Source organism: Vibrio navarrensis (assembly GCF_015767675.1).
Taxonomy (GTDB): domain Bacteria; phylum Pseudomonadota; class Gammaproteobacteria; order Enterobacterales; family Vibrionaceae; genus Vibrio.
The window spans coordinates 150,110-164,533 of the sequence record NZ_CP065218.1; the positions used below are offsets into that span (position 1 = coordinate 150,110).

At 44.7% G+C, this 14,424-nt stretch carries 11 protein-coding genes; 6 read left to right on the forward strand and 5 right to left on the reverse strand.

Features of this window, described 5'->3' with window-relative positions:
* Nucleotides 1-97: 97 nt before the first annotated feature.
* From I3X05_RS17500 to I3X05_RS17510, 3 genes are read right to left on the reverse strand one after another with little or no spacing between them, the layout of a single operon-like run.
* Nucleotides 98-643 carry a GNAT family N-acetyltransferase gene (locus I3X05_RS17500; RefSeq protein WP_193157705.1) on the reverse strand — a complete coding sequence of 182 codons (546 nt, stop codon included), beginning with the start codon at nt 641-643 and terminating at the stop codon, nt 98-100.
* The gene (locus I3X05_RS17505; RefSeq protein WP_337971339.1) at nt 633-3,734 is read right to left on the reverse strand and encodes an efflux RND transporter permease subunit; all 3,102 of its coding nucleotides are present in this window, start codon (nt 3,732-3,734) and stop codon (nt 633-635) included. Before I3X05_RS17505 ends, I3X05_RS17500 begins: the two co-directional genes overlap by 11 nt.
* Before the next feature lie 21 nt (nt 3,735-3,755).
* A complete protein-coding gene (locus tag I3X05_RS17510; RefSeq protein WP_337971340.1) occupies nt 3,756-4,934 on the reverse strand; it encodes an efflux RND transporter periplasmic adaptor subunit in 1,179 nt (392 codons plus the stop codon).
* 102 nt (nt 4,935-5,036) lie between these two features.
* On the opposite strand from I3X05_RS17510, the gene I3X05_RS17515 reads away from it, so the two are divergent.
* The gene (locus I3X05_RS17515) at nt 5,037-5,813 is read left to right on the forward strand and encodes a response regulator (protein ID WP_337971341.1); all 777 of its coding nucleotides are present in this window, start codon (nt 5,037-5,039) and stop codon (nt 5,811-5,813) included.
* The gene (locus I3X05_RS17520) at nt 5,810-6,880 is read left to right on the forward strand and encodes an ATP-binding protein (RefSeq protein WP_337971342.1); all 1,071 of its coding nucleotides are present in this window, start codon (nt 5,810-5,812) and stop codon (nt 6,878-6,880) included. The genes I3X05_RS17515 and I3X05_RS17520 overlap by 4 nt, the downstream gene beginning before the upstream one ends.
* Before the next feature lie 296 nt (nt 6,881-7,176).
* On the opposite strand, the gene I3X05_RS17525 is transcribed toward I3X05_RS17520, so the two are convergent.
* Entirely contained in the window at nt 7,177-8,100 is a 924-nt protein-coding gene (locus I3X05_RS17525) for a DMT family transporter (protein ID WP_337971343.1), read from the reverse strand.
* A gap of 91 nt (nt 8,101-8,191) precedes the next feature.
* On the opposite strand from I3X05_RS17525, the gene I3X05_RS17530 reads away from it, so the two are divergent.
* Entirely contained in the window at nt 8,192-9,112 is a 921-nt protein-coding gene (locus tag I3X05_RS17530) for a LysR substrate-binding domain-containing protein (protein WP_045572195.1), read from the forward strand.
* 166 nt (nt 9,113-9,278) lie between these two features.
* Here the strand turns inward: I3X05_RS17530 and I3X05_RS17535 are convergent, their stop codons facing one another.
* Nucleotides 9,279-9,806 (reverse strand): RNA-binding S4 domain-containing protein, encoded by a 528-nt coding sequence (locus I3X05_RS17535; protein ID WP_045572194.1) that lies wholly within the window; start codon nt 9,804-9,806, stop codon nt 9,279-9,281.
* A 178-nt stretch (nt 9,807-9,984) separates the two neighbouring features.
* On the opposite strand from I3X05_RS17535, the gene I3X05_RS17540 reads away from it, so the two are divergent.
* The 3 genes from I3X05_RS17540 to I3X05_RS17550 all read left to right on the forward strand — a co-directional run bounded on the left by I3X05_RS17540 (nt 9,985) and on the right by I3X05_RS17550 (nt 14,308).
* Entirely contained in the window at nt 9,985-10,791 is an 807-nt protein-coding gene (locus tag I3X05_RS17540) for a substrate-binding periplasmic protein (protein ID WP_337971344.1), read from the forward strand.
* A gap of 26 nt (nt 10,792-10,817) precedes the next feature.
* Nucleotides 10,818-11,744 carry an endonuclease/exonuclease/phosphatase family protein gene (locus I3X05_RS17545; RefSeq protein WP_337971345.1) on the forward strand — a complete coding sequence of 309 codons (927 nt, stop codon included), beginning with the start codon at nt 10,818-10,820 and terminating at the stop codon, nt 11,742-11,744.
* A gap of 377 nt (nt 11,745-12,121) precedes the next feature.
* Entirely contained in the window at nt 12,122-14,308 is a 2,187-nt protein-coding gene (locus tag I3X05_RS17550) for a chitinase (RefSeq protein ID WP_337971346.1), read from the forward strand.
* Nucleotides 14,309-14,424: the final 116 nt, after the last annotated feature.

Here is a 14,424-nt window from a genome sequence, read left to right on the forward strand (position 1 = left end):
TGGCCTACTTTTTTGGGTAGGCTCTTTTTTAAACAAAAGCACTCATCGGTCCAGGTTTCTGACTAAATCACGAAGTACAATTTATAAACGGAAAGACTTATTTCATTCTCTTCTCAAACCTGAAAAAGTCTTCTTCATACAAGCCGTTGTTATCGACATCCATGTCGATATCGCGAACCTGAGAATCATCTTCTAGATGGTATTTGTTGAAGAATTCTACAATATGAAAACCACACTTATTGATATAGAAGTTGATGTTCCTTTTTTCAAAATAAGGCGTAACGGTTGTCCAAACCTTAGTTTCTGGATATGTAGCTTCAATGGCTCTCCATGATTTCTGCCCTAAACCTTTGTTATGACTTTCGGGATAAATAAAAAACAGGTCGAGACTGTTATATTGGGTATCCGTATTAATATTCAGCACCACACCACCCACTCTCTCCTCGCCGAGTACGATATGATTTATTACGGCACCCTTGGCGTTAAAAGAACCAAATATATCTTCATCGGAAGGTATCGGCTCACTGTAAGATGGGCCAAACTGTTCGATTAACGCATTGGTAAAAGTCTGCTGTAACTTAGTTTTAAATTCGGGCAGCTCGTCACTTTTCACTTTAGTGAGTTTTATAATTTCATTTTTCATTTTTAAAATAACGCTCTTGAATACTCATCACGAACACGAAGAAAACAGGTACAAAGTAAATGGCAAGTAATGTAGCGCTGACCATTCCACCGAACACACCGGTTCCGATAGCTCGTTGAGTTTCGGCACTAGCACCTGAGGCTAGCATCAGTGGTACAACACCAAGACCAAATGCCAGAGAGGTCATCAAGATAGGTCTTAATCTCAACTTCGCCGCTTGAACGGCTGACTGTACCAACCCGTTGCCTTGCTCTCTCAACTGTTTGGCAAACTCAACAATTAGAATCGCGTTTTTCGCCGAAAGACCAATTACGGTGATCATCCCGACTTTGAAGAAAACGTCGTTTGGCATGTCACGAGCCACAATAGCGAGTACCGCACCTAACAATCCCAAGGGCACGACCAACATCACCGATAAAGGAATAGCCCAACTCTCATAAAGTGCCGCAAGCACTAAGAAAACGACTAGCATCGATAGCGCCATTAGCATCGGTGCTTGTTTTGCTGAGTGAAGCTCTTGTAATGCCTGTCCTGTCCATGCAATGGTAAAGCCTGACGGAAGTTGCTTCGCCATTTGTTCTATTTCAGCCATCGCATCTCCGCTGGCAACGCCCGCAGCTGCACTACCAGAAATTCGAACCGCAGGATAACCTTGGAAGCGAATAAACTGCGGAGCTGACTCAGACCAAATAGGCGTCACAATTTCTGATAGCGGAACCATTCCACCATTAATATTTCGCACATAGAGCTTGAGCACATCCTCAATCTGCATCCTTGATGAAGCATCTGCTTGCATAATGACTTGCTGCATTCTGCCTTCATTAGGAAAGTCGTTGATGTATAGTGATCCAATCGCCGTTGATAGCGTCTCACTAATACTCGTGAATGAAACACCTAACACCTCAGCTTTCTGGCGATCAATATCTAAATGAATACTTGTACCCGCAGGAAGCCCATCAGAATAGACATCGCTAAGTGATTTGCTATTTTTCGCCAACTCTAACATCTTCGTCTCAACGGCTTTTAATGCCTCGTATCCCTGATTTCCGCGATCTTGCAAGAAAAACGTAATATCAGAGCTCGTACCTAGCTCTTCAATAGAAGGAGGTAGCATGTGCATAACCGTGCCTTCTTTTACGTCAGCCATCGCCTCCTCAGCAAGTCTTAACTCATCCAGTGCTGTGGTATCGTCGCGTGATTCCCAATCTTTCAACGTGGTAAAACTCTGCGCGGTGTTAGTACCTGAACCGGAAAATCCAAAACCAATCACTGTCATTGTTGACTCAATTGCTGGACGGCTTAACGCATGCTGTTCAAATTTTTTCACAACATCCAACGTACGCACTGTGGTTGCGTCTGCTGGAAGCTGAATATTGGTAATAAAATATCCTTGGTCTTCTTCTGGCAAAAACGATGACGGCAGCTGCCTATACACTAGAACCAAAATCGCGCACAGAAACACAAAGCCAAGCATCATTCGTCCTTTGCGATTCACTAACACGTTGACCTGAGATTCATACCGATTGTTCATTCGGTTAAAGCCACGATTAAACCATTTCGCAAATCTTGTTTGCTCATGGTGATTAGCATTAACCGGCTTTAGCAACGTGGCACAAAGCGCCGGTGTTAGTGTTAGAGCCAAAAATGCTGAGAACAGAATGGATACTGCCATCGATAAGGTAAACTGCTTATAAATGGCGCCAACCGAATCACTGGCAAATGCCATCGGGATGAAAACTGCCGTTAACACAAGTGTGATGCCTATAATGGCGCCAGTAATCTCTTTCATCGCCTTAGATGTCGCTTCTTTCGGAGATAAGCCTTTTTCCGACATCAATCGTTCCACGTTTTCGACAACGACAATCGCATCATCGACGATAATACCGATCGCCAGAACCATACCAAACATCGTTAACACGTTGATTGAAAAGCCAGTTAACAACATGACGGTGAACGTCCCCAACAAGGCTATCGGTGCAACAATAGCGGGGATCAAGGTGTAACGAATATTCTGTAAAAACAGAAACATAACAAAAAACACCAGCACCATAGCTTCAACTAAGGTATGAATAACCTTATTGATCGAAACTTTAACGAAAGGTGCTGTATTAAATGGAATTGAATAGGTCATCCCAGAAGGTAGACTTTGACTCAACTCCGCCAAACGCTTTTGTACCGCATCTGCAGTTTTAACGGCATTCGCTCCCGGAGTAAGCTGAATAGCCGCAGCCGTCGCTGTTTTACCATTTTCACGATTCAAATAACCATAGGATTGAGAACCGATTTCAACACGCGCAACGTCACTTAGGACGACTTTCGAGCCATTGTTGTTTGCACGAAGAATGATATTAGAGAATTCTTCAACGCTGGTTAACTGGCCTTGAACGGTTAATGGAACCGTTACTCGTTGCCCTAAAACCGTCGGTGCAGCACCGATACTTCCGGGTGCGATTTGTGTATTTTGCGAAGTGATAGCCTGACTAACATCATTCATTGTTAAACCCAATGAATTGAGCTTACTCGGGTCAACCCAGATCCTCATTGCCTTCTCAGCACCAAATGACTGAACACGCCCGACACCTTCAATACGGCGCAATTCATCTACGATGTTGCGAGCCAAATAGTCGTTCAATGCGATTTCATCAAAGCGGTTATCATCAGATTTCAACCCGACAATCATCAAAAAGTTGGATGTAGCAGATTCTACGGACAAGCCGCTTTGACGCACCACCTGCGGTAAACGAGATTCAACCGCTTTCAGTTGGTTTTGAACGTCAACTTGCGCCATATCAGAGTCTGTTCCCGGCTTAAATGTAACCGTAATAGACGCAGAACCGGAGTTGTCAGCAGACGACTCGAAATACATTAAGTTCTTAACGTTCGACAGCTCACCCTCAATAAGACTAAGCACACCATCATTCATTTCCTTCGGACTGGCTCCCGGATACGTCGCCATAATACTGACCGTTGGAGGCGCCACAGACGGGTAACGAGAAATAGGTAACTTCGGAATAGAAATACATCCAAACAAAATAATGAAAAGAGCAATAACCCAAGCAAATACGGGGCGATGAATAAAAAACTGAGACATAAAAAGCCACTCTAACCTTAATCAGTTTGTCGCAGATGTTAAAAGAACCTCAGGTTCTTCCCATTTGCGTTGGTCTACGAGAACGCCGCTCTCAAGCCTTTCCTTGCCCTCGACTACGATATTTTCTCCTTCATGAACGCCCGATTTCACGCGGTACTGACCATCGATCAATTCTCCGAGCTTTACAGGTTTTAAATGTGCATGTCCTTCCTGATCAATACTCCAAAGGTGAGGAGCACCGGCAAGATGCATAACCGCCTGTTGCGGAACCATTAACGCGTTGTCATAACTCGAATAAAGTACCTTTGCCTTCACAAACATACCCGGTAATAGCAAACGTTGGGAGTTGTCCACGAGTACACGTAACAACACATCTCCTGTGCCTTCATCGATATTGATTCCAGAAAACAGGATTTCACCTTTGACTGGGTAAGGAGCTCCGTTGCTGCGTAAAATTTTAATTTTTGTTCTAGCAACGCTAGGTTGTCCGTCAGAACTGGCCGCTAAAGCCTCACGAATCGCTTCTAGTGAAGACGCAGGTCGACGAATATCAACAAAAACTTGATCGATCTGTTGGATACGCGTCATCGGTGTTGCGTCTGTACTGCTGACCAGAGCACCCTCAGTCACCAAGGTTTGCTCTATCAGTCCAGATATCGGTGCGGTCACATTTGCAAACTTCAGATCAAGCATACGACGAGTGAGCGTCGCTTTAGCGACCGCAACTTCTGCGGCGGCTTGGTCACGTTGTAATACAACATCGTCATACTCTTGACGACTGATAGAATCTTTTTTAACCAAAGGCTTTAATCGTAACTCTTTTTCCAGAGCACGTTGATAAGTCACCTGCGCTCTCTGTAAGTTTGCTTTGGCAGTGTCAACTTCCGCTGCAAATGGCGCAGGATCAATCTGGAATAGCGGTTGGCCTGCTTTCACTTCAGCGCCTTGTTTGAACAAGCGATGTTGTACAATCCCAACCACTTGTGGACGAATCTCCGCAAGGCGCACGGCCTTCACTCTTCCAGGAAGCTCTTCATACACATCTAATTGTTGTGGTTGCGTCGTTATCGTTGAAACTAAAGGCAAAGACTCTTTTAGTCCGACTTCACTTTCGTCTTTATTGGATTGATTACAGCCAACTAAAAAGAAAAGTACCAATATATGTAAGCTGATAGATACACATATATTTATCTTTTTCACTGAGGTATCCTCTGAACAAATTAAAGCGGACTATCCGCTGTCGATAGTTGTTGAGTCTAATACCTGTGTGTGGAGGTCCCGCTGAGTGAATGTGGAGATTTGATGGAGATGAACAATTTGTACGTTGAAGGGCAGAAATTTGCGGCAGATTCTGGTCCAGATGCAGGAACCGGGTCTTATCGTCAGGCGTTAATTCTGATCGCTGAGGATGAATTTGAAATTGTCGATATACTCTCCGCTTACCTAACGCGCAGTAATATGCGTACGATTCACGCTGCAGATGGTCAAAGGGCACTCGAACTTCATTCATCCATGAAGCCAGATCTTATACTGCTTGATATCCAGATGCCTAAAATGGATGGATGGAAAGTGTTGTCGGAACTTCGTCAGAAAAGTAATACCCCCGTCATCATGCTTACCGCCATGGACCAAGACTTAGATAAATTGATGGCTCTCAGAATCGGGGCTGATGATTACGTTGTTAAGCCATTTAATCCGGCAGAAGTCGTCGCGAGAGTCCAAGCCGTTCTAAGACGCACATTAGAAGTTCATCAACCTCACAAGAAAAATATACTGCGAGCCGAACCGTTTGAAGTCGATTTAGAGAGTCACGAAATCGCTGTTAATGTGGACGGAGAACGTCATACCCTGCTACTCACTTTAACTGAGTTTAAGTTGTTGACTCACTTCATTCGTTCACCCAAGCGAGTGTTTAGCCGAGGAGAGTTATTGGACTCTTGCTTACCTGAGGGCGATGCTCTGGAACGCACAGTTGATAGTCACATCAGCAAAATCCGCAAAAAACTTGAAGCCTACGGTATTCAAGGCGTTCCAGCTGGTGTTCGTGGTGTCGGTTACCGTTTTAAGGGCGACCAATGAAATTAAGTGGTTTGAGCCGTCAAATTGCATTCTCAATGATAAAAATCGCAATCGGATCAGCATTGCTTGCAACGATAGGCTCGTTTATTTTTTATTATCTTTGGGATAAATATTGGCCCAATTATATACCGAGTGAGGACGCTCTCACTCCTTCTTGGCCAGAATGGATTTGGCTCGCACTAACCTGCGTTATTGTCATTCTGCTAGCCGTCAATCTTGCTACGAAGTTATCCCAACGCATTTTGGAACCGCTAAGTGCTGTTGCTGAGGGAATGCGGAAACTCGCTGAAGGCGACCTACATTTTCGCGCTAATGTTGGTGACCGTTCATTAGGTGAAGCCGCTTTATTGGTAGACGATTTCAACCTATTGGCGGATAAACTTCAACGAATGACAGAAGAGCACGCCTTTTGGAATGCGGCGATCGCCCATGAACTCAGAACCCCTGTGACGATTTTACGGGGCCGATTACAAGGGTTAGCTGAAGGTGTCTTTACGCCAGATAAAAACCAGTTCACTAAACTATTAGTACAAATTGAAGGGTTATCTCGATTAATAGAAGATCTACGTGTTATTAGCTTAATGAACAGTGATGAATTAAGAATAAATAGAAAAGAAACCAACTTAGCGACAGAAATAAAATTACTTACTGATTTGTCGGTCAATATGCTTAATGAAGCAAATCAACATGTAGAACTTAATGTAACAACACAACCTGTCTTTTGTGACCCCACCAGAATAAGACAAGCTTTATTGGCTATATTGGAAAATGCAAGTAAATATGCTCTTCCGGGTGTAATAACCATCTCGACCCAGCTTAAAGATGGTTTTTGCTATTTAAGTGTGGAAGATTCTGGTCCGGGAATATCATCTGAGTTAATTCCGCATATTTTCACTGCATTTCGCATTGCTGAAGATAATCCCAAAAGCGGTAGCGGATTAGGCTTAGCGGTTGTTGCTGCGATTGCAACAGCGCACGAAGGAAGCGTTAGTTGTCGTATAAGCAATAAAGGCGGAACAATAATAGAACTCTGTTGGCCAACAAATGCGACTCAAATAGAAGTATAAAATCTTAAAGCAGTCATAGAAAAAGCAAGTTAATAAATTATTTTCGGATATTAACTCACTTGCTTTTTTATTTGGACAGACGAATAAATATGTTTGAAAGTGAAAGATAAGAATAAGAAGGCTGGTTAGCTTAACAAGGTCGGAGATAAGCAACCTTGAAACTTTTCTTGGGCGGACGAATTAATCGCTAACCAGCCATAATCTTAAAATAACATCTAAACCTGTCGTTAAGCTGATAAAAACAAAAGACGTTACTTCAATGAAATAACGCCTCTTTAAGCTTCCTTTTGAATCTTCTACACAAGATGAGCTTTGATATGAGAGAAGTACTTAAACAGTTTGGCTGCAAAGGTATTCATCAATACTGCGAATATTACGAGCGTAATCCCGACTATCTGATGTTTAGAAAAACTTTCATCAAAAAACAGGACCTGCCAGATCATCGTAAACAATAAATTAGTGAAAATAAGCGGCGCAAGCTGAGAGCTACTCTCCACCAGCTTGTAAGCTTTCGAACGTAAGATTTGATTACCCACGACGGTTACTGAAAGGCCCAATAAACATACCCATACAAATGCATTGTTTTGAGGTTCCAGCAGTATCTGAGTATCAAGATCAGATAACCCAAAGACAAACGCTAAAGGAAGCACGCTTACCGCTGCGATGAGAAATGTCCAGCTATTGAGCACTGATGCTTTAACCTCACCTTTACTGGCACGAAACAAACTCACTTGCGATCCTGCGTTAAACAAGCCTGCACCCAAGCCAATGAGCAACTCTGGTCGAAACTGAAATCCAGACACATCCCCAGCCAACATTAAAACACCGGCGAAAGTGGCAACTAGGCCAAACTTCGTTTCAACTTTAATCTTTACCTTAAAAACCAGTTTCTCGATAACGGCAATAAAGATAGGGCCTGTTGCAAACAGTACGGTTGTTTCTACAAGAGACAAGGTGTTCAGTGAAGCGATAAAGCAAAGTTGACATGCCGTAATACACAATCCACGAATGATCAAAGCTTTTATGACTGATCGAGGTGGCAAAGGTAGTTTGGAAACTCCCACTATGGCAAAAAGCAGTAATGCAGGCATAAAGAATCGTAAAAATGTAAGGAGCTCAATGCCCATCATTTCGGTAAGTTTTTTTAATACAAGCCCAGTTAACGACATACTGAATGTTGAAATGAGCATATAAGGTACAGCGCGATTTTTTAACAACATAATCTCCCCCTATTGACGCGCTCATAGTAGAGCAATGACAACAGAGAAAAAAACGAATATATTTAAACAAACCTGTTAGATAAACTTACATATGAATAGACGACCACCACTCAAATCTCTTTACGCATTTGTCGCTGTCGCAGAGGCAGGCAGTATGACTGAAGCTGCAGGCTTACTTAGCGTAAGCCACTCTGCAATCAGCCAAGCTGTTAAAAGTCTTGAATCGTTAATTGGTCAACCACTGTTTCATCGGGTTGGCAGGCAGGTTCAGCTCAATGCCATAGGTCAGAGGTACTACAACGATATAGCTCCTGCATTAAAGGCAATTATCACAGCGACGGAATCGGTCACTCAACAACCTCAGTCAAACCGAATTACGGTAAATATGGTCAACTCACTGGCTATGCACTGGTGGGTTCCACGAGTCGATAACTTCCAACAATATGCACCCAACGTCGATATTCGACTTTCCAACTTAATTGGTTCATTTGACTTAAACCAAGAAGGTGTCGATGTCGCGATCCTGCATGGCAAAACCGACGAGTGGCAAGATTATTATTGTGAAAAGCTCGGTGACGATGAACTCCTATTGGTATGCAGCCCTGAACTACTGGAGTCATTCGAAACGTTTCCGTCTGCAGCTGATCTCCTAACACGTTATCCAGCCATTTATGCAGAGAACCTGCGTAGGAAGCATGACTGGAGTGTTTGGTGCGAAGGAAATTCACTTCACGTACCTAAGCAAAACAAGAACCTTAACTTCATCGCTTCCATTCATGCGGTGCAAGCTGCGATTCGTAAGCTGGGCGTGTTGGTCACTCATCGCTTGTTTGTTCGTGATGATATTAAACACGGAATGTTGGTCGAAATCGGCACACCAGTGAATAACCCGCATCAGGAATTTTTCTTCGTATGCAAGCCAGAAAAGCTGCTCAACGAACATGTAGCCACACTGAAATCTTGGTTACATAAGGAGTTCACTGAAAGCAAAAATGAAGAAACGGCTGGTTGAAGTATTGAGTAATCTCAACGCTCTACGCTCATTATCTACAGATAGGGAAGCGTCGGATCGTGCCAAGCCCAGACTCTATCATTGTGCCCAGATTCTATCATTGTACAGTGTGGGATCAATTAGGCACTAAAAAGCCCGGCAAGCGGGCTTTGACAGTAGCAATAGATTAGAAGAAGTCAATGGAGTTGCGACCACTGCTTGGATCGCGCGTCGCTTGTGGCTTTTCTTGTTTCTTCCCTTTACCCGCAGCCTGAGAAAGCGCGTTCTTCTGTGCTTTTCGCTCTTTGTGCGCCGCTTTGCGGCCTGTGGATTTGGGCCCCGTCCCTTTGGGTTTAGTCGCGTTATTTTGACGAGACTTCTCTTTACGTGCGGTGGCTAGCGGCTTTTCAGCTTCTTGCTCCACCGCTTCTGGCTCAATCACGGGCGCATCGCACACCACCATGTAGTATTCCTGATTGAACTCAAAAAAATCCCCATCGTACATTTTGCGGCGTTTACGCGTTTCCAATTCGCCGTTCACCGCCACATAGCCTTCGGCGATGACATGTTTCGCTTCACCGCCACCGCTCACCAAGTTGGCAATTTTGAACACTTTATACAGTTCAATCGGTTGACTGGAGACTTCAATACCGATCGCTTCTATTTCTATCTCTTCAGCGCAATCGGCATCGTCATAAGGGTAGTCTTGAGTCATGTGTTTATCTCGTTACAGAATTTGCCGCAGTTTAAACTGATAGCCTGCCAACCTCAAACGAAATAGCTGAAACCCACTCGCGGCCCTGCTCATCTTCGCTCTTCCAGAGATGAAATTCCCATGGTAGGAGACGTAATGAGCTAAAGTTAAATAAAACTCGGGCAGATGAAGAGGGATTATGCGGAAATCCAATAAGATAGGTTGGCAACTGTTGATCGGACTGAGCATACTGGCAACGACCTCGCACGCGCGTTCAACCCAAGTCATCATCTACAGTGACGACGCCTACCCGCCCTACAGTTACCAAATTCAGGGTAAAGCAACGGGCATCTATCCCGATATTTTGCGCCAAGTCTTTGAAAAAATGCCGGAGTTTACCGTCATCATTAAACCCGTGCCATTCAAACGCGGTTTACGCTTGCTGGAAACCGGCAAAGGTTTTGCTTTGTTTCCTCCCTACAAGTATCCGAATCGTCGCCCCTACGTTAACCCTTACTCCGTACCAATATTGCAAGAAGAGGTGGTGGTGTACTGTCACAACGACGTTTCACTTCCCAACGGGCCAAGATTGACGCGTTGGCCAGAAGACTTTTACGGCAAGACTATCGGAATCAATGCCGCTTTCTCCATCGGCGGAGAGGCTTTTTGGAACGCAGCTCGCGATGGCCAACTGCGAGTCGAAGAAGCCAAGGACAATCAAGAAAACATTCTGAAAATGCGGGCAAAACGCATCGACTGCTACATCAATGACAAGCTTTCTATCGCTTGGGAAATCAAACGATTAAAGCTTTCTGGCCGTATTGATAAAAGCAATTTTTTTCAACTTGCCGCACTGGTGAGCACAGAATATGGCTATCTCGGCTACACCGCCTATGGCGAAGATTTTCCCTACAAGGAAAAGTTTGTGGCACAATTTGACCGGATATTACTCGACCTACAACAAGCTGGCGTGGTCAAGCAGGTGATTCGCACCTATACCGATTAACGCCTATCTTGAGGAGTGGTTTGTCCTTGATCACACTGGCAACTTGTAACCTTTTGAATTATTTGGCTCCCCCTGGGGCTTTTTACGATTTCAGTAATATTCTGACTTTAGAAGAGTGGCAAAAAAAGCAGACTTGGTTAAAGCAAAAGCTGCTGGAGATAAATGCCGATGTGCTCGCGTTTCAGGAAGTCTTCAGCCCAGACGAGTTACAGCAGTTGTGCCAGACACTTGGCTACGGCCATTTTGCTGTGGTTGATCAGCCCGATGTGAGTGACGAATTTATTTATACTTCCCCTGTGTTAGCGCTGGCTTCACGCTATCCGCTGCTTTCGGTTGAGCCTGTGGTGCCCGAAAGCCAGCAGTTGACACTGTTGGGTGCAAATGGTGAGTTTACTTTTAGCCGCACACCACTGCATGCAGTGGTTGATTTTCCCCATCTTGGGCCATGCCACCTTATCGTGGTGCATTTTAAATCTCAACGCCCTACCATGCTCCAAAATGGGGCGGATGACGCTCAGATGCGAGTTGCTGGAAGCTGGTTGTCCACCATACAAAGAGGTTGGGAAGCACTACTGCTACGTCAATATCTGGTGGAGATTTACCTGAATTCTGAACAGCCCATGGTGGTACTGGGCGATTTTAACACGCACTTAAACAGCATGGATCTGCGCCCTTTGCTCGACACAAGCCAGACGCCGCTCATGCAAGATATTCGTCAACTTGTCTCTTCTGCCGACACGCAAACTTGGCCGCCAACCCATTATCATGGTGAACTTGGACTGACGATTGACTACATTTTGCTTTCTGAAGAATTTTTCTCCAGCAATGCCGAGAAAGTGGCTGAAATAAGCCGAATTGCTGTTTGGGATCAACACTTAGTCAGCCCCAATTTTGCCGATGATCAGTTCGCCAGCGACCACGCGTTTGTCTCGGTCACTTTGTTATTAACCTAAGTTCTGGATAAGAAACTGAGCTAACAGAGAAAATGCTTGCTCGTTCCCCGCTCTGATCATTCGACCAAGAGTGAACAGATACCTCCAAGTAACGAGCATGGACAAATTAATTGAAACCTTCTGTGGTGTCGATAACTTCTGTCAGTTGTTTACAAAGAGGGGGAATCCCCCTATATCCGATTTGTCATATCGGACTTCATTGAGCATCATGCAGACCTTCGCGGATCAACGGATTCGTAACTGACAATATCGTTATGACATCTATGTAAGCATCATAATTACTTATTTTACTTGTTAATTCTTCGATGATTGTCTTTCCTAAACATCACAATTTATTAAGTGATTAATGAAAAATCCATTTAATTGAGGATTAGATTTTGCTGAAATCAAATAGAACAAAAGTCGCACTGAGTTTGAGAACAATATTAAAACATGGTGCCATTGCTACGCCTGTATTCTTTGCCTTGTCGACCTCGGCTTTTGCCGCCGATGGATTAACACAGTTGCCTTTGAGTAAAGTTCTGGCTGATGAACAAGAGGTTATCGCCCAGCAGCCAGAATCGTATCAATTGGTCATGGAATCTATTCAAACGCGTGATAACGATACCGTAGAAGCAATTTCACCCAACAGTGTGAATAACCCAGAAAATGTTAAACGCATAGAAGCAATATTATCCGAAGAAGATTGGAACTATCTTTTTGCCGAGCGAGATCCTGCCTATACCTATTTGAACTTTCTGAAAGCCGCCGGTAAATATCCAGCATTGTGTGGCAGTTACAGCGACGGCCGCGATTCTGAAGCGATCTGCCGCAAAACCTTAGCCACCATGTTTGCTCATTTCACTCAGGAAACGGGGGGACATAACGCTTACAGCGAGATCCCACAATGGCGACAGGGTTTGGTTTACCTAAGAGAGATTGGCTGGACAGAAGAGGCTTCGGGTGGGTACGGTGTGTGTGATACCAATACTTGGCAGGGTGAAGCGTACCCTTGCGGAAGCAATCCCGACGGCACGAATAAAAGCTATTTTGGCCGTGGGTCTAAGCAGCTCAGTTACAACTATAACTATGGTCCGTTTTCGCAGTCGATTTATGGCAATGTAGAAAAACTGCTAAACGAACCAGAATTGGTGGCCGATACTTGGCTCAATCTAGCCAGTGCGGTGTTTTTTTATCTGTATCCTCAACCACCGAAGCCAAGCATGTTGCACGTGATCGATGGCACATGGCAGCCGAATGAACATGACCGAGCAAGTGGCTTGGTGCCCGGTTTTGGTGTGACGACACAAATTATCAATGGTGGTGTAGAGTGCGGTGGTAGCAGCGAACACGCACAGTCGCAAAATCGTATTGATTATTATCGCGAGTTTGCCAACTATCTAGATGTGCCTATTGCCCCTGATGAAGTGCTGGGTTGTAAAGGCATGAAACAGTTTGACGAGGCGGGCGCTGGTGCGCTCAACATCTTCTGGGAGGAAGACTGGAACTGGGATGCCTCCACGCCAGATGGCCGTACTTATAAATGTCAGCTTGTCGCGTATCAAGGACCGTACTCTTCATTTATCGAAGGGGATTACACCAAGTGTGTAGAAGATAAGTTTGGTGTTGATGTCTACGACGATCTAGGGGGTAATGTACCACCAACGGCTAACGCGGGCGCAGACCAAACCATTGATGCCACTAATCCACTGACTATTCACTTATCAGCAGATGGCTCTTCTGATGACCACGAAATCGTCAGCTACCAATGGCGCCAAATTGACAGCACGGGCATCAACTTGAACATCACCTCACCAAATACATCTAATACGGATGTGGCGGTTCCAGCTATCTCTCAGGATAGAATATTTACCCTTGAGTTAACCGTAACTGATGCGCAAGGAGCGAGCGCGAAGGACAGTGTGAACATCGTCGCTAAGGTTCAAACAGAGAATCAACCGCCAGTGGTCACTTTAATGGCACCACAACAGGTTGACGAAGGTGACACTAATGTCATCGTAAGTGCCAATATCAACGATGCAGATGATGATGTGTTTGATCTCCAATGGAGTGTATCAAATGAGGTGGAGTTTACCACTGCAGCAGATGGCCGTTCTATTCAATTAAATGCTCCACAAGTTGATTATGACACGAGTGTTACAGCGACATTGCAGGTTATCGACAGCGCACAAAATGAAGTGACGGCGTCAACAACCCTGCTGATACTTGATGTTAGTGGCGGTGGCACAGGCGAAGGTGAATGTGCAATGACGGATCCTAATGCTTCACAATATCCAGCTTATAACTCAACTACTGTGTACACAGAAACGAGTGACCCAGTTTCACACCAAGGGTTGGTTTACCAAGCGAAATGGTGGGTTCAGGGCAGCGAACCATCACCGTCGAATGAAGCTTGGGCTTTATTGAGCGATGCTGAATTACCTTGGGATGTTGACATTGCTTATAACGGTGGTGAACAAGTTAACTATGGTGATTCTCGTTGGGAAGCGCAATGGTGGACTCAAGGTGAGCAACCTGGCTATGCGACTGTATGGCAGAATATCGGCCCCGCAACCTGTCAGTAGCCTTTTGCTTCCATCTCCCAAACAAGAGGGTATATAAACCTGGTTCTGTCGCAGTTTTGGATTTAAACGCGGCAGAGCCAATCTCCATGTTGCCAACACCGACTCCATATTTACCG